This window comes from Rhodoblastus sp. (assembly GCF_052145335.1).
In the GTDB taxonomy this organism is placed as follows: domain Bacteria; phylum Pseudomonadota; class Alphaproteobacteria; order Rhizobiales; family Beijerinckiaceae; genus Rhodoblastus.
Genome location: NZ_JBKQOU010000321.1, coordinates 1 through 19,439 on the forward strand (window position 1 = coordinate 1; position 19,439 = coordinate 19,439).

At 61.0% G+C, this 19,439-nt stretch carries 16 protein-coding genes and 1 pseudogene; 8 read left to right on the top strand and 9 right to left on the bottom strand.

What is annotated here, in order from left to right:
- The 3 genes from ACLP2E_RS19630 to ACLP2E_RS19640 form a co-directional block, all read right to left on the bottom strand.
- Window positions 1-602 (bottom strand): TetR/AcrR family transcriptional regulator (locus tag ACLP2E_RS19630; RefSeq protein ID WP_442464536.1); only part of this gene is annotated, 602 nt, incomplete at its 3' end.
- An 82-nt stretch (window positions 603-684) separates the two neighbouring features.
- Window positions 685-1,902, bottom strand: a complete 1,218-nt coding sequence (locus tag ACLP2E_RS19635; protein ID WP_442464537.1) for a patatin-like phospholipase family protein — start codon at window positions 1,900-1,902, stop codon at window positions 685-687.
- 86 nt (window positions 1,903-1,988) lie between these two features.
- Complete coding sequence (locus tag ACLP2E_RS19640; RefSeq protein ID WP_442464538.1) at window positions 1,989-2,423, bottom strand: phasin family protein; 435 nt, start codon at window positions 2,421-2,423, stop codon at window positions 1,989-1,991.
- A 156-nt stretch (window positions 2,424-2,579) separates the two neighbouring features.
- Here ACLP2E_RS19640 and ACLP2E_RS19645 point away from each other — a divergent pair, with 156 nt between their 5' ends.
- The gene (locus ACLP2E_RS19645) at window positions 2,580-4,586 is read left to right on the top strand and encodes an SDR family oxidoreductase (RefSeq protein ID WP_442464539.1); all 2,007 of its coding nucleotides are present in this window, start codon (window positions 2,580-2,582) and stop codon (window positions 4,584-4,586) included.
- Here the strand turns inward: ACLP2E_RS19645 and ACLP2E_RS19650 are convergent.
- Window positions 4,555-5,487 carry an esterase/lipase family protein gene (locus ACLP2E_RS19650; protein WP_442466882.1) on the bottom strand — a complete coding sequence of 311 codons (933 nt, stop codon included), beginning with the start codon at window positions 5,485-5,487 and terminating at the stop codon, window positions 4,555-4,557. The two genes, ACLP2E_RS19645 and ACLP2E_RS19650, sit on opposite strands and share 32 nt — an antisense overlap.
- A gap of 154 nt (window positions 5,488-5,641) precedes the next feature.
- Between ACLP2E_RS19650 and ACLP2E_RS19655 the strand changes: the two genes are divergently transcribed.
- Window positions 5,642-7,327, top strand: coding sequence for an AMP-binding protein (locus ACLP2E_RS19655; RefSeq protein WP_442466883.1), 1,686 nt, complete (start codon window positions 5,642-5,644; stop codon window positions 7,325-7,327).
- 3 nt (window positions 7,328-7,330) lie between these two features.
- Here the strand turns inward: ACLP2E_RS19655 and ACLP2E_RS19660 are convergent, their stop codons facing one another.
- Window positions 7,331-8,947, bottom strand: a complete 1,617-nt coding sequence (locus ACLP2E_RS19660; protein WP_442466884.1) for a wax ester/triacylglycerol synthase family O-acyltransferase — start codon at window positions 8,945-8,947, stop codon at window positions 7,331-7,333.
- Window positions 8,948-9,072: 125 nt separating this feature from the next.
- On the opposite strand from ACLP2E_RS19660, the gene ACLP2E_RS19665 reads away from it, so the two are divergent.
- Complete coding sequence (locus tag ACLP2E_RS19665; protein WP_442464542.1) at window positions 9,073-9,822, top strand: FFLEELY motif protein; 750 nt, start codon at window positions 9,073-9,075, stop codon at window positions 9,820-9,822.
- Window positions 9,815-11,488, top strand: a complete 1,674-nt coding sequence (locus ACLP2E_RS19670) for a GMC family oxidoreductase (protein ID WP_442464543.1) — start codon at window positions 9,815-9,817, stop codon at window positions 11,486-11,488. The genes ACLP2E_RS19665 and ACLP2E_RS19670 overlap by 8 nt, the downstream gene beginning before the upstream one ends.
- Here ACLP2E_RS19670 and ACLP2E_RS19675 read toward each other — a convergent pair.
- Both ACLP2E_RS19675 and gfa read right to left on the bottom strand, forming a co-directional pair.
- The gene (locus ACLP2E_RS19675; protein WP_442464544.1) at window positions 11,425-12,630 is read right to left on the bottom strand and encodes an esterase/lipase family protein; all 1,206 of its coding nucleotides are present in this window, start codon (window positions 12,628-12,630) and stop codon (window positions 11,425-11,427) included. The genes ACLP2E_RS19670 and ACLP2E_RS19675 overlap by 64 nt on opposite strands.
- 390 nt (window positions 12,631-13,020) lie before the next feature.
- On the bottom strand, window positions 13,021-13,599 hold the full coding sequence (gfa, locus tag ACLP2E_RS19680) for an S-(hydroxymethyl)glutathione synthase (protein WP_442464545.1): 579 nt from the start codon (window positions 13,597-13,599) through the stop codon (window positions 13,021-13,023).
- A gap of 579 nt (window positions 13,600-14,178) precedes the next feature.
- On the opposite strand from gfa, the gene ACLP2E_RS19685 reads away from it, so the two are divergent.
- From ACLP2E_RS19685 to ACLP2E_RS19700, 4 genes and pseudogenes are all read left to right on the top strand, one after another.
- Complete coding sequence (locus tag ACLP2E_RS19685) at window positions 14,179-14,382, top strand: hypothetical protein (RefSeq protein WP_442464546.1); 204 nt, start codon at window positions 14,179-14,181, stop codon at window positions 14,380-14,382.
- Window positions 14,383-14,720: 338 nt separating this feature from the next.
- The gene (locus tag ACLP2E_RS19690; protein ID WP_442466885.1) at window positions 14,721-15,311 is read left to right on the top strand and encodes a hypothetical protein; all 591 of its coding nucleotides are present in this window, start codon (window positions 14,721-14,723) and stop codon (window positions 15,309-15,311) included.
- 215 nt (window positions 15,312-15,526) lie between these two features.
- Entirely contained in the window at window positions 15,527-16,234 is a 708-nt protein-coding gene (locus ACLP2E_RS19695) for a response regulator transcription factor (protein WP_442464548.1), read from the top strand.
- Window positions 16,235-16,266: 32 nt separating this feature from the next.
- Window positions 16,267-16,572 (top strand): annotated as a pseudogene (locus ACLP2E_RS19700) (hypothetical protein).
- A gap of 117 nt (window positions 16,573-16,689) precedes the next feature.
- Here the strand turns inward: ACLP2E_RS19700 and ACLP2E_RS19705 are convergent.
- Window positions 16,690-17,241 (bottom strand): c-type cytochrome, methanol metabolism-related, encoded by a 552-nt coding sequence (locus ACLP2E_RS19705; RefSeq protein ID WP_442464549.1) that lies wholly within the window; start codon window positions 17,239-17,241, stop codon window positions 16,690-16,692.
- Between the two features lie 72 nt (window positions 17,242-17,313).
- A complete protein-coding gene (gene xoxF5, locus ACLP2E_RS19710) occupies window positions 17,314-19,116 on the bottom strand; it encodes a lanthanide-dependent methanol dehydrogenase XoxF5 (protein ID WP_442464550.1) in 1,803 nt (600 codons plus the stop codon).
- Between the last annotated feature and the right edge of the window lie 323 nt (window positions 19,117-19,439).

Below are 19,439 nucleotides of genomic sequence, written 5' to 3' on the forward strand. Positions count from 1 at the left end.
TCCCTGGGCGCGAGGTAAGGCGCTGCGATCGAGATCACGTAAAAGGCGCCGTTCGCCAAGATCCTGCCGTCGATCAGCGCACGTGGATTGCGCGCATAGGCGAAGGATAGCCAATAGCTGGCGACCATGGTCATGGTCGTGGCCAACATCTCGATTTCCTTCGGAGTAGCGTTCATCTCGCCGGACGCGACCAGTTCGCGCATGATCGTCGTCGCGGTGCGAATCTTGTGATCGAGGATGCGGCGAAACTGAATTTCGAGAAAGCGATGGCGGGATAGCAGCTGATTGAGATCGCGATAGAAGAACCGGAATTTTGCGATGGCCTCGAACAACAGATGCAGGAACAGCCATATGTCTTCGGCGTGCGGCGCGCCCCCGGCGGGCGCTTTCAGAGTGGCCTCGATCTCCCGTTTGAACTGGGCAAACAGGGCTTCGATGATCTTGTCCTTCGAATGGAAATGGTAATAAAGGTTGCCTGGACTGATGTTCATGGTTTCCGCAATGGTCGCGGTTGCAACCCCCGGTTCGCCATACTCGTTGAACAAATCCAGTGCAGTCTCGAGAATGCGCTCGCGCGTGCGCCTCTTCGGCTTGGCGTCCACCCTTGTCGCCTCCCTCGCTCCCGGCTGATTTTATTACGCTTGCTCTTTTCCAAGAAGACGATCAGCTTTTTGGGAACAGGCTTTAGGCCGGTCTCTGGCCCGAGTTTAGCAAAAGGTTCAGATCGCGCAATGTCCTGTCCAGTTGCGTGGCTGCGCGTCCGAGAGTGCGCGGACGCGTCCGCCGACGCCCCGAGCGAAGATGGGCCAAGGTTTTGTGTTCATCCTCCAGCGCCGCTGTGTCGAGGGTGATGCCGTGCCGAGCCAGAATGGGCGCGAGTTGGTCGGCGCGCTGCCTCAATTGTTCGCGCGTGTGCCGGTAGGCATGCTCCGACAGGCGTTTGCGGCTGGAATAGCTGAAGACATTGGTGAAGAACATCTCGGCGTCGCCACGGCTCGGCTCGAACAGGATGACGTCGGCGTCTGGATATTCCTGGCGGTACCGATCCATGCCGACTTGCATGCGTGAATGAATGATGGCGCGAAAGGTCTGGGACAGCACGGTCGGCAAGCCGCCGTCGGCCAGCGAGGCCGGTTCGTTGCTCCGCCGGCGCGAGGCGATGCGGGCGTCGAAGGGTACAAGCGGATTGATGCAGAACAGCAGCTTCACGCCCTCTTTCAAGGCCACCGAAGCATGCAGCGTCTTCATCAGGGCGCCGTCCACGTAATGTCGGCCCTTGATGTCGACTGGCGGAAACAGCCCGGGGAGGGCCGAACTCGCCTGTACCGCGACGGAGATCGGCACATCGTCCCAGCCTGGCGCGCCAAAGGCCACCGCCTCGCTGGTGTCGAGATCGGTGGCGACGACGAACAGTTTTTTGGCGAGTTCGCGAAAATCGTCCGACCGGCCTGGCGCGCCATAAAGCGCGCGCAGGTAGTCGCCGATGCCGGAATTATCGAAAATGCCGGTCGGCAGGGCGCGCGCCAGCTGGAGGAAGGATTCAAAAAAACCCCGCGAAAAAGGCGCGTCGACATATTGAAGCAGGGCGCCGAGAAAAAGGTTCGGCGTCGAGGCGAGACGGCGGAGATATTCGTTGACGGCTGGACGCAATAGAATGTCTGGCTCGAACGGATCATCCGCCTGGTCGCTCTCGATGAACATGCGGTACATGTCGCCGGGCGTCATGCCGTTGGCGAGACCGGCGGCGATGAACGCGCCGGAGCTCACCCCGACGTAGACATCGCAGGCGCCAAGATTGACGCCGCCAAGCACCTCATCCAGCGCCGCAAGCGCGCCAAGTTCATAAATGGCGCCCAAAGGACCGCCGCCCGCGAGAGCCAAACCGACTTTACGCGGGTTCATGACGCCGCCTCCAGGATGTTCGAAAGTCCCCACCGCCCTGCTTCCGGACAAAAATCCGGAAGCGGCTGAATCGGTATCAACCGGCCTCAGGCCTTGTGGGTCGTCTTGGGCGCCGGATGAGACTTGATCTCAGCGGGATGTCCCATGGCCGCCGACAATTTCTTTGTCGCGGTGGTGAGTTCATGCACCCGGGCGCTCAAGTCATCGATGTCGCGCTTGCTGGGCACGCTCAGGCTGTTGAGGGCGCGCGCAACGCGATCCTCGAAGACCTGCTCGAGCTTGTCCCAACTCTCGGTCGCTTTGGACTTCACTTCGGTGAATTTGTCGTCGGCGACTTTCTTGGCGCGATCCTGAACGGACTCGCCTTCCTTGACGAGAGCTTCGAAGACTTTACCGCCTTCTTCCTGCGCCTTGGCGAAGGCGCCCAGTCCGGCGAGCCAGATCTGGCTAGCGGATTCGCGGATCGTGGCAACGAGCTGCATGTCGTTCGCGGACGCAAGCTCTTTGAGTTTCTTGACCATTTTTGTCTCCCCTCGTTCCCGATGAAACTCTTCAGGCTTCACCTTCCTTTTTAAATTTGCTCCGATTAATTAGTGGGCGCCACCTAGAATTCTAGGCGACAGACTCTAATCGAGGGGCGTAAGTTGAGAACTCGGGAGAGTTCTCGGGGAAGGGCCATGGCTGCGACCTATTTCGTCACCGGCGCCAGCGGATTCATCGGTAAAAGGCTGGTGCGCGCCCTGCTGGCGCGCCCGGGCGCCCGCGTTCATTACCTCATGCGCGACATTTCGCCACAGCGTGTTGCGGCGCTAAACGCATTCTGGGGGGAAGGCGCGGGGCGCGCAAGCCCAGTCAAGGGCGACCTGCTGCGGCCGGATCTCGGCCTCTCCGCCGCTGACGCAAAAAAGCTCAAAGGCCACGTCGATCACTTCTTTCATCTTGCCGCGATCTACGACCTTGCCGCCGACCCGGAAATTGAAACCAGAAGCAATGTCGAGGGCACGCGTCATGCGGTGCAACTGGCCAAAAAGCTTGGCGCCGGATGTTTTCACCACATGAGCTCAATCGCTGCGGCCGGCCTTTACGAAGGCGTTTTCCGCGAGGACATGTTCGACGAGGCGGACAAGCTCGATCATCCCTATTTCGCCAGCAAGCATGAAGCCGAGAAGATCGTCCGCACCGAATGCGCGACGCCCTGGCGGATCTATCGGCCGGGCCTCGTCGTCGGCGATTCACGCAACGGTGAAATGGACAAGATCGACGGCCCCTATTATTTCTTCAAACTGATCCAGAAAATGCGGAAAATGCTGCCTCCCTGGGCGCCGACGATCGGCTTCGAGGGTGGACGCCTCAATTTGGTGCCGGTCGATTTTGTCGTCGCCGCTTTGGTTCACCTGGCGCATCTCGATGGTATCGACGGCCGCTGCTTCCACCTGACCGATACGCATCCGCACCGGGTCGGGGATATTATGAACATTTTTGCGCGCGCCGCCCACGCGCCATTGATGACGATGCGGATCAACGTCGCCTTGTTCGATCTCCTGCCGAAGGGGATTATGCGCGGGCTTGGCGCCCTGACGCCGATCCGCCGCATTCGCAAGGCGGTTTTGAAGGATCTCGGCCTCCCCGATGATGTGCTGCGCTTCGTCCATTATCCGACCCGCTTCGACCAGCGCGAAGCCGAACGCCTGCTGAAGCCCGCGGGGATCGAGGTTCCCGAGCTCGAGACCTACGCCTGGCGCTTGTGGGATTACTGGGAGCGCCATCTCGACCCTGATCTGTTCGTCGACCGGTCCCTGAAGGGCAAGGTCGCGGGAAAGGTCATCGTCGTTACCGGCGGCTCCGCCGGCATCGGCAAGGCGACGGCCTTCAAGATCGCGGAGGCGGGCGCGCGAACGATCATCGTGGCGCGCGACAAGGCCCGGCTTGACGCGACATGCGAAGAAGCCGCGCAACGCGGCCTTGCGCTTTCGCCCTATGAAGCCGATATCGCCGATCCAGACCAATGCGAGGCTCTGGTGCAACAGCTCGTCGGCGATCACGGCGGCGTCGATATCCTGATCAATAACGCCGGCCATTCGATCCGGCGGGGAATAGAAACTTCCTACGATCGGTTTCACGATTACGAACGCCTGATGCAGCTCAATTATTTCGGCTGCCTGCGCCTGACCGTCGGGCTCCTGCCGGGCATGGCGCAGCGCAGGAGCGGCCATGTCATCAATATTTCGTCCATCGGCGTGCTGACCAATGCGCCGCGCTTTTCGGCCTATGTCGCCTCCAAAGCCGCGATGGAGGCCTGGACGCGCTGCGCGGCCTCGGAATTTCTCGACCGCGGCGTCCACTTCACCACGATCAACATGCCGCTTGTCCGCACCGAAATGGTCGCGCCGACCAAATTGTACCAGCAGGTGCCCATGCTCTCCCCGGACGAGGCCGCAGACTTCATCGTCGAAGCGATCATCCATCAGCCCATACGCATCGCAACACGCCTTGGCGTTTTCGGGCAGATCGTCCAGGCGGTCGCGCCGCGCATCGGCCAGATCGTCATGAACACCAGCTTCCGCATGTTCCCCGACTCAGCGGCCGCCAAAGGCGCGGAGAAGATCGGCGTGGAGAAGGGTGGCGAAAAGCCGACTGCGGACCAGATCGCCTTCACGCAACTGCTGAAAGGGATGTACTTCTAGGCATTTGCACAGCCGGCGCCCGCGCGGCGTCGCGGACGATGGAAGCCACCTGTTCAGACAGGACCAGGCCGAAATGGTCTTGTCCTGCGAGGACGCGCTGATCGGCTCCGGGCCAGAGCGCGCTGTCTTGTGGCGCGACGATCTCGTCGCCCGCGCTGGCGACGCTCGTCACGGGGAGCGTGACTTTCGTGGCGTTGAGATCGTTCAGCCAGCCATTGTCCGGCTCCATCTGCCGCGCGTTCCGGCCCGGTCCGAACCTTGCGACGATTGTGCCATGATGTGGCGTTCCGATCGTCACCAGCGCGACGATTTTTTCCTCGCCATGACGGCGCAGATAGGCGCGCGCGACCAGACCTCCCATGCTGTGCGCGGCAATGACGAGTTTTTGCGCGCCGGTCTGGGCGAGCACGGTCTCGATCCGGGCGTGTAATTGTTCGGCGAAAAATTCGATGTCGGCGAAGACCGGCTCAAAATTCACCGTGGCGACCTGCAGGCCGGCCGGAAGCAGACGGCCTCGCATCCAAAACCACACGCCGCGATTGCAGCAATAACCGTGCGCCAGAACCACGGGGAAAGAGTCGCCGCGGACCGGGCCGCAAATATCCTCGCCCATCCAGAATCGTTCGAAAGGCTGGATGATGACATAGAACAGCGTAAAGGCCGCCCATTCCCGCAGGCCGGCGGCGCAGGCATGGAAAAAGCCGGCCCCGCGCGCGATGGACGCAGGCTTCCAGTGCGACTGCAGATAGTCTAAGGCGAGCAGCGGCCCATCGGCCAGCAGGAAGAACAACAGAGACGCCAAAGCCCAGCTTTTTTCCCCGGATCCGACGACGAAAACGCCGGCAAGAGCCGACCCCAGCAGACGCAGGATCAGCCCGCCCTTCAAAGCGCACGCCAGCATGGAGGAGCGATCCTTTCTTCAATGGCTGGTCGATTTTGTCCTAGCTCAACGTATTGCACACTGACATTATGTCATCCATTGAGCCAGCCCAAACTCCCTGTCGTCTGCGTTTCAGCGCGGCGGGTCAAGAAGAGGCGGCGGGAGGAAACGAGCCATGGACAAGATCTGGCTCTCTAGTTATCCGGCCGGCGTTCCCGCCGAGGTCGACGTCGACGCCTATAGGTCGATCGGCGATGTATTCTTGCGGACCGTCGACAAGTATGCGGCGCGGGACGCCTTCGTCAGCATGGGCGCGGCGATCACATACGGCGAACTCGACAGTCTCACCCGGGATTTCGCCGCTTTCCTCCAGTCCAGCCTCAAATTGCCGCGCGGATCCCGTATTGCCCTGATGATGCCGAACACCCTGCAATACCCGATCGCCTTGTTTGGCGCCCTGCGGGCGGGCTATGTGGTGGTCAATTGCAATCCGCTTTACACGGCGCGAGAACTCGAATTCCAGCTTGTCGATTCGGGAGCTCGGGCGATTGTCATCGTTGAAAATTTCGCCCATGTGCTCGAGAAATGCCTGGCGCAAACCGAGATTGCACATGTCATTACGACACAGATCGGCGACATGCTTGGCGCGCCCAAGGGACAGCTGGTCAATTTCGCCATCAAGTTCATCAAACGCATGGTTCCTGCCTGGAACATTCCGGGCGTGATCGATTTCCGTAAAGCATTGCGTCTTGGCGCTCGCCAAAAATTCGTCGAACCCGACGTTGGCCCCGACGATATCGCCTTTCTGCAATATACGGGCGGAACGACCGGAACGCCTAAAGGCGCGATGCTTACCCATCGGAATATCATTGCCAACATGCAGCAGTCTTATGCCTGGATTAAACCTTTCCTCAAAGAGGGAAGCGAAACCATTGTTACCGCGTTGCCGCTCTACCATATCTTTGCCTTGACTATTAATTGCCTTGCCTTTTTCAAGGTTGGCGCAACCAATATTCTCATTGTCAACCCACGGGACATCGCCGGTTTCGTCAAGGAGCTGCAGCGACAGCCGTTCACCGTATTGACGGGAGTCAACACATTGTTCAACGCAATGCTGGAAAACCCCGACTTTGCGGCGCTCGATTTCACGCGGCTCAAGCTTTGTATTGGCGGCGGCATGGCGGTGCAGCGCGCGGTGGCGGAGCGCTGGAAGCAGGTCACTGGCGTCGCGCTGATCGAGGGCTACGGCCTTACCGAGATGTCGCCGGGCGTATGCATGAACCCTCTCGACACTGCCGATTATAACGGATCGGTGGGGTTGCCGGTGTGCAATACGGAGATCGCGATTCGCGGCGACGACGGACGCGACGTGCCCGTAGGCGAGGTCGGCGAACTCTGCGTGCGCGGCCCCCAGTTGATGAAGGGCTATTGGAAACGTCCGGAAGAAGCGGCCAATGTCATGACTGCCGATGGCTTTTTGCGCACCGGAGATATCGCGACGATCGACGAAAAAGGCTTTGTGCGCATTGTCGACCGGAAGAAGGATCTGATCATCGTCTCCGGATTCAACGTCTATCCCAGCGAAATCGAGGACGTCGTCGGGATGCACTCCGGCGTGAAGGAGGTTGGCGCGGTCGGCGTACCGCACGCCTCCTCGGGGGAAGCGGTGGTGATCGCGGTGGTTCGCAGGGATCCGGAGCTTTCGGTCGAAGATCTGCGGGCGTTTTGCCGGGAGCGTCTGACCGGATACAAAATGCCGAAACATATCGTTTTCCGCGATGAATTGCCGAAAACCAATGTCGGCAAAATACTGCGCCGCGCCTTGCGGGACGAACTGTACCAGCACAACAGCGGGAAATAGTCCCTATGGCGCCGGCGGGCGCCGCTTGCCCGCGGGCGCGCGGGACGACTGACGTCCTGCCGTCTTGCCCGCCCGACTCTTGCTCGCCGAAGTCTTGCTCGTCCCCGCGGATTTCATCGCCGGCGCCATTGGCTTTTTGGTGGGCGAATTCCGCTTGTGCTCTGGCGCTGGCGGTTCTGGCCGGGCTGGCGGCGGCTGGGGAGCATGATCTCCCCAGGGGGCCATCAGGGCGAAATAGAGCAATTGTTCGAATTCCGGCGCGAAGCGCGAAATGATCGCCTCCGGGTCCGGGACCATCGCCGCATCGGTGATCAGGCCGAACTGCACCTTGCCGCCGAAGGACAGAATCGACACGCCCATGCCGAGGTCCCCGGACTGCGGCACCCAGAACATCACCTGGTCCAGCCGGGACCCGGCCAGATAGAGCTGATGCTGTGGCCCGGGCACATTGGTCATCACCGCCGTCGCGCGACTGAGCAGCAGGTCGAACAACTGGTCCTGCACCAGTTTCGGCGCAAAGCCGAGGGCGGCGAAAAGCCCCAAGGTGACCGGCGCTTCGTAGGAATTTTTCAACGCGATCATGCGCCGGCGGACTTCATGGAGACGTGCGATCGGGTCCGCTATCCCTACCGGCAATTCGACCGCGACAATGCCGAATTGATTGCCGAGTTTGAGGTCCGCCCCAACAGGGCGAAGGTTGAGAGGCACCAGCGCACGCACTTCCACGCCCTGCGTCGCGTCGCCCTTGGATTCGAGGTAGTCGCGAAGCGCGCCCGCCACCGACGAGAGCATCATGTCATTGACCGAGCAACCGAGCGCGCGACCGACCGCCTTGATTTCCGGCAAGAACAACGGCTCCGTCCAGGCCACCCGTTTGCTGCCGCTGGGAGCGCCCTTGAAACGCGTCGGGCTGTCCTTGGGCATGAACAGAAGCCAGGCAAGTTCGGAGGCAACGCCGGCGCCGCCGCGCGCCAATCCCGCGGCCTTGGCGGGATGCGACAGGAGATCAAGGGCGAGACGCCCGAGCCCGGTCGAAACCTGCATGCCCTGATCGAATGCCTGGGCTACCGGAGCAATCGCCTTGGCCAACGGACCGAGCACGCTGTGGCCAAGTTCGTCTTCGTCCGCCCTTTCGTCTTTCCGCCAGCCGTGAAGCGGCGCGTTCGGCTCTTCGTCGGTCATCGACAACATTACCGCGACCAGGGCCATGCCGTCGGCGACTGCGTGATGGAACCGGGCGACCAGCGCAACCCCGCCCTCGTAATCCTCAACGATGTGGAATTGCCAGAGCGGATGCGACAGGTCGAGCGGCTGCGAGCAGAGTTCCGCGACAAAATCCTGGAGTTCGGCCTTGCCGCCATCCCCCGGCAGACGTGCGCGGCGGATATGCCGCGCGATATCGAAATGCGGGTCGTCGACCCACCATGGACCGGCGGCGCGATCCTCCACTTTTTGGCGGAAACGCGGATAGGCCAGCAGCCGCGCCGACAAGGTCTGCTCCAGCCGCGCCAGATGGATAGGCGGGGCGAGCTTCATCACGCCGACGATCACCATGCGATTGACCGCACGATCCATACGCAACCAGGTCGTGTCGACCGGCGACATGCGCTCGCTGCCCATTCTCGCCATCTCCAGCTTTCAATTGTCGAGAAAGCTATGCCATATTTGCTCAACCTGAAAGGATCAGGATCAACTCCGAGGCAGTTTAGGCGGAAATCCCTAATTCCGGGTGGTATCAATAGCTCATGTCGGAAAAAGATGACGTCCTTCGTCGTTTGACGACGAGTCTCGAAGCGGCCGCCCGCCTGCGGGCGAGCGCGCGGGAAACCGCGAACGCCGCCTCCGCGCGAACAGCGCTGCGGGCGTGGCAGGCGTCGCGCCTCGCCCGCACCCACGCCGACTTTCTCGTCAGCGCGGAATATGCCGATGCGGCCAAATTCTTCCTCAGCGATCTTTATGGCCCGCAGGAAATGGGAGGCCGTGACGCGATCCTGCAGCGGGTCGAGCCGATCATGTCGAAAACGCTTCCCGTTTCGGGCCTCGACGCCATAGCGGATGCGATCGAACTCGACGCCTTGTCCGAGAGCCTCGACGCCGACATGGTCGCCGCCATGGGCGAGGACGTCTCTCATATCGACGCCGCCTCTTATGGCCGCGCCTATCGCGTGACCGGCAGGCAGGGGGATCGCGCGAGGCAGATCGATCTGATCGAACACGTCGGCGTGTCCTTGGAAAAACTCGCGCAGCAGCGCTTTATCGGCGCCGCGCTGGCGGCGATGCGCAAGCCCGCGCGCCTCGCCGGATTTGGAGACCTGCAGGCTTTTCTGGAGCGCGGCTATGACGGCTTCCGGAAAATGAAACGTGTGGCCCCTTTTCTCGACACGGTGGTTTCACGCGAAAGGGCTTTGTCGCGGGCGCTGTTCGCCGGCGACGATTCGGGGCTTCAAGGCGCAGCGCCCGTCGCGCCCGTCGCCGGAGGCGCTGCACATGGATGAATTCGATTTTCTCGTGCTCGGCGGCGGCTCTGCCGGTTGCGTCGTCGCGGGCCGGCTCAGCGAAGATCCTGATGTCACTGTGGCCTTGCTCGAAGCGGGCGGCGCCGGAGATTCCTGGGTGGTGAGGACGCCTTTCGCCGGCGCGCTGATGGTGCCGACATCGTTGAACAATTGGGCGTTCGAAACAATTCCGCAGAAAGGTCTCAATGGCCGTCGCGGCTACCAGCCGCGCGGAAAAGGGCTCGGCGGCTCCTCCTCAATTAACGCCATGGTCTATATTCGCGGGATCGCCGAGGACTATGATCATTGGGCGCAGCAGGGCGCGCGGGGCTGGTCCTGGGAAGACGTGCTGCCCTATTTCATCAAGTCGGAATGCAACGAGGATTTTGCCGGGCCGTTGCATGGAGCGAACGGTCCACTCCACGTGGCGCTTTCGCGCACCGACAATCCCTTCCATCAGATTTTCATCGAGGCCGCGCGTCAGGCAGACCTGCCTTTGCGCGAGGATTTCAACGGCGAAGCCCAGGAAGGGTGCGGCGTCTATCAAGTGACGCAGAAGAACGGCGAAAGATGGAGCGCCGCGCGCGCCTACCTGCATCCGCACATGGGCCGACGCGCCAACCTGCTCGTTGAGTGCGGCGCGCGGGCGCGGCGCATCCTGTTCGAAGGCCGCCGTGCGGTCGGCGTCGAATACGAGCAGGGCGGCGCAGTCCGTGTGCTGCGCGCGCGCCGCGAGGTGATCGTCAGCGCCGGCGCCTTGCAGTCGCCACATATTCTAATGCTCTCCGGCGTCGGACCGGCCGAAGAAGCCCGTCGCCTCGGGCTGGAAGTGGTCCACGACCTGCCCGGCGTCGGGCTGAACCTGCAGGACCATCCCGATTTCGTGTTTGGTTTTACTTCGCGCAGCAAGGATCTCGTCGGTATTTCGCTCGGCGGCGGCGCGCGGCTGTTACAGGAAATCCATCGCTATCGCAGGATAAGGCGCGGCATGGTCGCCAGCAATTTCGCCGAAGCCGGCGGATTCCTGAAGACCGGGCCGGAACTTTTCGCGCCGGACATCCAGTTGCATTTCGTCGTCGCGCTGGTCGAGGACCACGCGCGGAAATTGCGCCTCGGACACGGTTATTCCTGCCATTTCTGCCTGCTTCGTCCGCGCAGTCGCGGCTCGTTGCGTCTGCGTGACGGGGACCCGACCTCCGCGCCGCTGATCGACCCCAATTTTCTTGGCGACGATCGCGATGTCGAAGACATGGTCGCCGGCTTCAAGCTAACGCGCCGCCTGCTCGATGCGCCCGCCTTCGCCGCGGTTCGCGGTCGCGATCTCCATACCGCCGGCATCCGCAGCGATGACGAAATCCGCACGATCCTGCGCCAGCGCGTGGACACGGTCTATCACCCGGTGGGAACCTGCCGCATGGGCGAGGACGCATTGGCGGTCGTCGACAGCCGTTTACGCGTGCGTGGCCTCGAGGGGCTTCGCGTGGCGGACGCGTCGGTCATGCCGACTCTGATCGGCGGCAACACCAATGCGCCGACCATCATGATCGGCGAAAAGGCCGCAGACATGATCCGCGCTGACGCAAGAGAAATTTCGGTGGCGGATTATGGCGCAAGCCAGAGTGCGATGCGCTCGTATACTTCGACCCGATCCAGCAGGTCGAAATGATTCATTCCGCAGCCGATCCATTGCCGGTGGGGTAGAAAGGCCAGGGCGAGCGCCGGATCCTTGTGGCGTCCCAGGGCGCTGTCCACCGTGACCAGCCCGTCGCCGATCAGCCGATCGTTCAGGCCGCCCGCCGCCAGACCGGTGGTGGCCGCAACGGCGTAGCAGGCGACGCCTTCGGGCAGCGGGACAGGCGTCCTTTTGTCGCCGTCGCGCGCGAAACGATCGCGTCCCTGCCAATCCTCATCAAGCAGATTGCCGAAACGCAAGTCGGTGACGCCGGCGCTGCGTATTTTGCCAAGGCGGGTAAACGCGGCGCCGAATGGAATCATGGCGATGGCTCCATCGACCCAGGCGCCGATGCGCTCAAGCGGGGCGCCGTGGTGCGGCGAGCCAAGACAAATGAGCTTGCCGACGCGCCGGCGCCAGCCATGTCCGGCCAATTCCCCATAATGGCATGCGCTGCGCGCGACGAGACCGCCCATGCTGTGGCCGATCAACACGAGTTCTTCGATGGGCCGAGGCCATTGCGCGATCAGGTTCTCGAGCATTTCGGCGACGGCGTGGCCGTTGGTCGATATATGCAGGCCAGAATTGTAGAAGAGATAAACCGGTGTGAAGCCGAGTTCGCGGGCGAGCATTTCTCCGTGGTCGCGCCCGCTTCGCCCCCAACGGAGGTCGCTCACGCAAAGCCCGTGGACAAGTACGACCAGCCGCCCCGTCGGCGCAAGTTCGGCGAGCGCTTGCTTTGAGATAGTCAGGGCGCGGCCGTTCCGGCGCATCTGAATGGTCAGTGCCAGGGGATTATCGGTTTCGACCAGATAATCGCCCGCGACCCCGTTCAACGCCGCAAGGGAGGCGTCGCGCGCCGGCGATGGGGGCATTTCGACTAGCCGCGGCGAAAATTGCGCGAGGGCGGCGTCGATCGTTGCGCCGGCCAGCCGCACGACGCCCCTGACGCAACGATAAACCAGGCCGGTGAGGCCGGGGGCGGCTTGTCCTTCCGCGGGTGCGAACGGTCGAAAGCGTAAAATGCCGACGTGGGTATGCTCAGCGACGTTGGTCACACCTATAGCGGCTTCGGTGACCAACCTGATCAGACCGCGCAAGTTCGATGGCGTGCGGTCGGCTTTTTTTGCGACCATAGTTGTTCCTCGGTCCCATTGGTCCCGATGCTGCGACGGGACGTCAACTCGACTGAAGTTAACATAAGCGGCGATGTTCGCGGCGCAAAGCTCATGCGATTTCATCGCATAGCCGAGCCGCGCGCCATAAAAGTCGTTATGAAATGAAGGAATGACCATAGCGGCGGCGGCGCGGAATTCGCCCTTTTCAGTGACGTTGGCGCAGGTGCAGGTCAGCCCGAAAGAAACCAACAACCGGCGCCGGCGCCCTCGCCGCCTGCAGCGGGACAAAGACGGAAAAAATCATCACGCATTCGGTCGCGCGCGACTGGTGACGATATACGCCCTCTAGCCGCCATGCGACCGGGTGGTGACCTATTCCAAAGTCTTTGTTCCCGCCGATACGCCGTCTCAGGCCGCAAGCCGCCCTGAGAGTTTGGCGACATGGGTCGAGATCGCATCCATCAATGGCGGCGACAGGCAGTCGTAGGGTTGCAGGCCGACTTCCCTCAGCCGATCGCGAACCGCCCCCATTTTCGCTGGCGGAAAGCCCTGCTCGATGATGGAGGACACGAAAGCGGCGAATTCCGGCGGCGCCCATCCGGCTTCGCGGAACCGTTCGGGGTGGATGAAATCGAGACCGTAGAAGGGGTGGTTCCGGTTCTCGATGCGTCCGAACATATGCACGCCGCAGCCCTTGCAGGCATAGCGCTGGATGGTGGCCGAGGTGTCCACGATGGCGAGTTTGTCCTCGTTGGCGACGACCCGCAGATTTTCTCGCGGCACCACGGCCACCATGGAAAAGACCGCGCCGTCCGGCTTCCAGCATTTGCTGCAGCCGCAGGCGTGATTATGCGCCACCTGACCCTTGATCTCCACTCGCACGGGATCCGTATCGCATTTGCAGACCAGGGTTCCGCCGGCGAAGTCGCTTCGCGCGGGCCGCGCGCCGGCGTCGATCGATGGATGAATGCGAATGTCGCTGGACATCGGTCTCTCCTTTGGTTTCTCGCTATGCCCTCGGAACAAATCGATGATGTGGCCGAGGCTGAAATGGCTTTCACTCATGGTCGCCTCCTTTTCAATGGTCGCCGCTTTGCCTGATGCTGCTCCGGCCGAACCTCTCCGATTTCGCGGCTCAGGAACGTAGTCTCTTGGCTCCAGGCTTCGTCTGTGTCGTCGCGGTCTCCTGCGCTCGTCGCCGGATGCAGGCCGTCCCGCCTTTCCGCCCTGCATGGCCTTCAACCGTCTTTCCTAGCCGGCGTGCGGGTCTCACGGTTCGCCCGACGAAACGGAAAAGCTGAAAGGAGCGCCGCCCCCAAGCTGTCGCCAACCATAACGTAGCTAAAGCTACAGCATTCAGCCTAAGATCGGCGTCGTTACAAAGTTATAAGCGTTTTTCGTGCTGCAATGCAACAACTAGCGGCTTCCATCCAAGCAAACATGGCACAATCTGCGCCGTCTTGCAGGAAGCTTTATCTTAATTATCTCTTATCGTTTTCTTAGAGAATGCGTGAAGTACGCCATAATGTTGACGATCGAGTTTTTGCAACCGGATAGTGCTCCAGCATGACTATGGCCCGCCGGCTTGCCCCTACCTGCCTCCGCTTCTCCTTCTCCGCCTTGATCCTGGCTCTCGGATGCGGTTGGGGAGAGGCGGGCGGCGCCACAGGGCGGGACGTCAAGATTGCGATCGTCGTGCGGCGGCGGCGCTTTACGATCCCGCCGCGACGCCAGACGACGAAGCTTTGCAGGGCGCCCGTCTGGCTGTGATGGATAACAACACCACTCGCTCCTTTCTTGGCCACAATATGAGTTGGATGAATTGATCCTGCGTGCCAGCCAATCTCCCGCGGACGCCGCGCGCCAGTTGGCGGGTAGCGGCGCGGGTCTGACCATCGCCGATCTTCCAGCAGAGGATCTGCTTGCCCTCGCTGACGCGCTGAAAGACCGCAATACCGATCGGCGTCGTGGTGTCGCCGGACTGAGAATGAGTCGAACCAGGAAGGGGGCGATACGCGCGGGATCAACGTCTTGGCCGCAGTAGCCATATGTCTTTTTGCCAGCGCCGGAATCGCCCAGACTGCCCCGGAGAAGGAGGCGGACTGGCCTTGCGCTCAGAGGGCCGCGACGATCAGCGTCGCCGCGATTTGGGCGGCGCCGGACATCGCTCAGACTGGCGCCTGGTATCAGGTTCCGACGCAGCGGAATTAGCGCGAAAACTGGCCTCGCGCCGAACGCCGATCGAGGATCTCGATGGCCTACTGGACGAATTCGTCGCCAAGGCCGGCGGGGAGAGGGACGTCAGGCTGACGCGTGTTTTTGCCGGCGCGCTGGAACTCATCAACGCCGAACGCGACCGCGTCATGTCCGGCATCGTTCGCTGTGCGCGCGGCCAAACTGGCGCAGCAGGTGCGCAAGGATTCCAAAGATGTGTCCGACGCGATGGAGGCGAACCCGTCGGAGGCGAAAGCGCCGAAGATGCGCAGACCAAGCTGAAATGGGACAAGAGAATTTTTGAAGAGCGCAGCCGGTCCTTGACTTATGTCTGCAAAAAACACCGTCTGTGCTTGAGCGGCGCGCCTTCGATATTGCGCGGCGAATTCAGCAAAGACTATGGATCGCTTTCATTTCATTATAGGGTCTACAACGAGTATATTTATTTTTTTACCTATATGGATGACATTATCGTGGTAGTTTAATGTATAGTTAATGTCTGATGCCGCGGCCATACGCGTTTTTTTGGCGCTAAATCAGGGAAAATTGCGGGTGAATCGGGCTGCGCAACGCAACCTTTGCGACGCCCGCGCGTTCTTCGGCTCGGCAAGTCAAGCAAAACCGACCGAACGTAACGACGACAAGACGGCGACGCTGCAAAATTCGGTCGCGGGGAGAAACGATAAGCGAGGCGCCGGCCATGAACGTGCTGATAATCGCAGATGATGTTCTTTCGGGAGCGCCACTGGCGCAGGGGCTCACAGCGGAAGGGTTTGACGTGACGCTCGTCGACGACGACGACGATCCACTGGAGACGGCGTGCGCGACGAATCCGGGCGCCATTCTGTTCGACACCGGGGCCCCCGACATCCGTGACTATGAAACGTGCCGCGCCTTGCGACGGACAGGACGCACCGAGCCGATCCTCTTTCTGAGCACGGTTCACGGAGCCATCGAGCGCGCCCACGGATTGAACGCCGGCGCCGACGATTATATCGCCAAGCCGTTCCAGTTCGCCGAATTGGTCGAGCGGTTGCGCGCGCATATGATGCACCGCTCCATCGCCGACGACGTGCGCGAACGCGTCCAGGTTGGGCGGCTGATGCTGGACATGCACGCAAGACAGGCCTATTTCAGCAACGTCCATATAAGGCTGACCCAGAGGGAAGCCGAACTGCTCGCGGTGCTGATGAAAAAGGCGAATCATCCGGTCCGCCGTGACGAAATTTACGACGAGCTATGGCGTCGCCAATCCTATTCCTCGTTGAATGTCGTCAACGTCTATGTCGGTTACCTGCGAACGAAATTCGCCGAAATCACCCGGGTCGGCGGCCCGTTCATCGTCACCGTTCGCGGCCGGGGTTTCATGCTCGACATGGCCGGTTACCGGGCGGTGGCGCGGCAGTGATTTTCGCGCGGTTCAACGGCGGCAGGTCGAAAATGCATGGCAAGCTGGCTCCCGTCCTTTTGTTGCTCGCAGGACTCGTCGCCGTCCCGGCGCGCGCCGCCGACAATGACTATCCGACTGAAGCGCGCGAGGACGATGTGTTCGGCTGCATGGCGACCAATGGCCAGACGCAGGACGCGCTGAAACGCTGTTCCTGTTCGATAGACGTCATGGCGTCCATCCTCGATGCGTCAGTCGGTCGGCCGCACGGCCAACATATTTAGCAACGTCGCTAAATACGACGATATTTCGCCGGTCTGCGCCGCGCCCAGGCCGAAGCCCAAATCTCGTCGCGGTGAGGGCCGTGGCTACAAATCGCATCGGAGCTCCAGTTGCTCATTTTCAAGCGTTTTCTGCACGCGGCAGGGCCCACTTCGCTTGAACCGAAGGCCCGCGAAAGCGAATACGCTCTAAAATTATTCCGGCCCCATGCAGGCGTCTTCGGCATCTTTCGCGCTTTTCGGCTTGGGCTCGTGCGAGGCTGGGCGGTCCCGAGATAGCGCGCCGTCGGACCGCGCCTTGAGGTAGACATAGATGTCGTCAATGTAGCACATGACATTTTTGTCTAGGCCGAGGCTTGGCATCACCTTCTCCTGCCCGGCGCTAAGATCTTGCTTGCCCTGCGCGACCGTCGCCATGAACTGGTCGTAATCGATGCTCTTGAGAGAATCGACCAACGACGGCGCATAGCTCGAGCCAAGTCCGTCCGGCCCGTGACAGCGCAGGCATTCCGCGCTGTAACGCAGGTAGCCCGAATAAGTGTACCAGTCGACCTTGTCGTCAGGGCCGATATTGTATGTGGGGTCGCCGTTGGCGTCAAAATATTTGCCGTCCTGGCTACTCGACGGCTTCTTGTTTTCGGCCTGCGTCGTCACAGCCGAAAATGAAAAGAGAAGAATTGAAAGCGCGAGCCCGGAAATTTGACGGCGAGGCCCTGTCCATAAGTTCGTGTCGCAATGCAAACGCATCGTCCGCCCCCCGACGTAAAATCGCGGCGTCGGGCGAGGCAAAAGCCTGTCCGACGCCTCGGGCAAAATCGATCATTCGGGAAGCGCGAAGACCGTGAGCGTGCCGCCGAGCGAGGTATAATTGCTCAACGCCGCATAGCCGCCGACCGCGCCCAGGCCCGCATGCGGATCGGTCAGGCCAGCCGCCAGCCCGATGCCGGCCCAGCCGCCGACGCCGGACAGGACCGCCACATATTGCCGGCCCTTGTGCTCATAGGTCATGACATTGCCGATGATGCCTGACGGAGTCTTGTATTTGTAGAGCTCCTTGCCGGACTTGGCGTCGACCGCCTTCAGATAGCCTTCGAGCGTGCCGTAGAAGACGACGTCGCCAGCGGTGGCCAAGGCGCCAGACCAGACCGAGAACTGCTCGGGGTCAGACCAGACGATCTTGCCCTTGGTGGCGTCCCAGGCGATGAAATTGCCCATGTTCGAACCGCCTGGCGCGGGGAACATCGACAGGGTCGCGCCGACATAGGGCTGCCCCGGCGTATAGCTCACCCGGAACGGCTCGTAATCCATGCAGACGTGGTTGGTCGGCACGTAGAACAGGCCGGTTTTTGGCGAGAAGGCCGAAGGCTGCTCGTCCTTGGTGCCAAGAGCGGCGGGACAAATGCCCTTGCTGTTGACGTCTTCGCCATTGGCTTCCGTCGAATATTTCGCGACGACCTCCGGCCGGCCGTATGTCGGGGAGTTCTTGTCCATGTCGACCTTGGTCGCCCAGTTGACGGCCGGATCGTATTTCTCGGCCACCAGCAATTCGCCATTGGTCCGGTCGAGCGTATAGGCGAAGCCATTACGGTCGAAATGCACCAGCAGCTTGCGCTCTTTGCCGTCGATCTTCTGATCGACCAGCGGCATTTCATTGATGCCGTCATAATCCCACTGGTCATGTGGCGTCATCTGGTAAACCCATTTCGCCATGCCATCGTCCGGGTCGCGGGCGAAAATGGTCATCGACCATTTATTGTCGCCGGGGCGCTGTTTCGGATTCCAGGTCGACGGGTTGCCGCTGCCGTAATAGATCATGTTCAGGTCGGGATCGTAGGAAATCCAACCCCAGGTGCAGCCGCCGCCCTGCTTCCATTGGTCGCCTTTCCAGGTCTTGGTGCTGGAATCCACGCCGATCGGCTTGCCGAGTTCTGTGGTTTTCTGCGCGTCCATCAGCAGTTCCGCGTCGGGCCCCTCCGAATAGGCCTTCCACGCCAGCTTCCCTGTCTTGATGTCATAGGCCGTCATGCGGCAACGAACGCCGAATTCGCCGCCCGAAATGCCGACCAGGACCTTGTCCTTCACCGGCATCGGAGCCGACGTGCCGGTCTCGCCTATTTTAGGATCGCCATTCTTGACAGACCAATCGACCTTGCCGGTCTTGGCGTCGAGCGCCACAAGCGTGGTGTCAGCCTGGTTCAGGAAAATCTTGCCGTCGGCATAGGACAGGCCGCGATTGACCGTGTCGCAGCACATCACCGGAATGACGTTGGGATCCTGTTTGGGTTCGTATTTCCACAAGATCTTGCCCTCGTTGTTCAGGTCGAGCGCAAAGACATTGTTGGGGAAGGGCGTGTGAACATACATCACGTCCCCCACGACCAGCGGCGAGCCTTCATGCCCGCGCAGAACGCCGGTCGAGAAGCTCCAGACCGGCGTCAGTTTCCCGACGTTCTTTTCATTGATCTGGGCGAGCTTCGAATAACGGGTGTTGGCGTAATCGCCCGTCGCGATGACCCAGTCGTTGGGGTTCTGGATCATTTTCCTTTCCATGTCCTCGGCCCTCGCCGCCGTGGACAGCGTGAGCGTGCTGACAGTGAACAGCAGTGTAAGAGGGATTTTCATTTGCTTCCTCCACTTGCGCGCGTCGCCGGGCGCAATGCCTGGCGCCAGTCTTTCGGCCGTCTTCGGCCATGTTTCGCAAGAACTCGCGGATGCAGATAAGCTTGTGGCTCAATGCATGCAGCGAGCGCGCCTTGAAGTGAAGTATCTGCTACTTTGGCGCACTACGTCCATAGCGCAAAGTACAGAATAAGGCTTCTTGGTTTTTATTTTTGGCTTATCAGGCAAGTCGTGGCCGATATAAGCTTGGGCATAGCCAAGTGTGCATTGCACTTATTCAAATAAGTGCCGTTAAGATAAAACTATAGCTTGTACTTGGGCGTTGG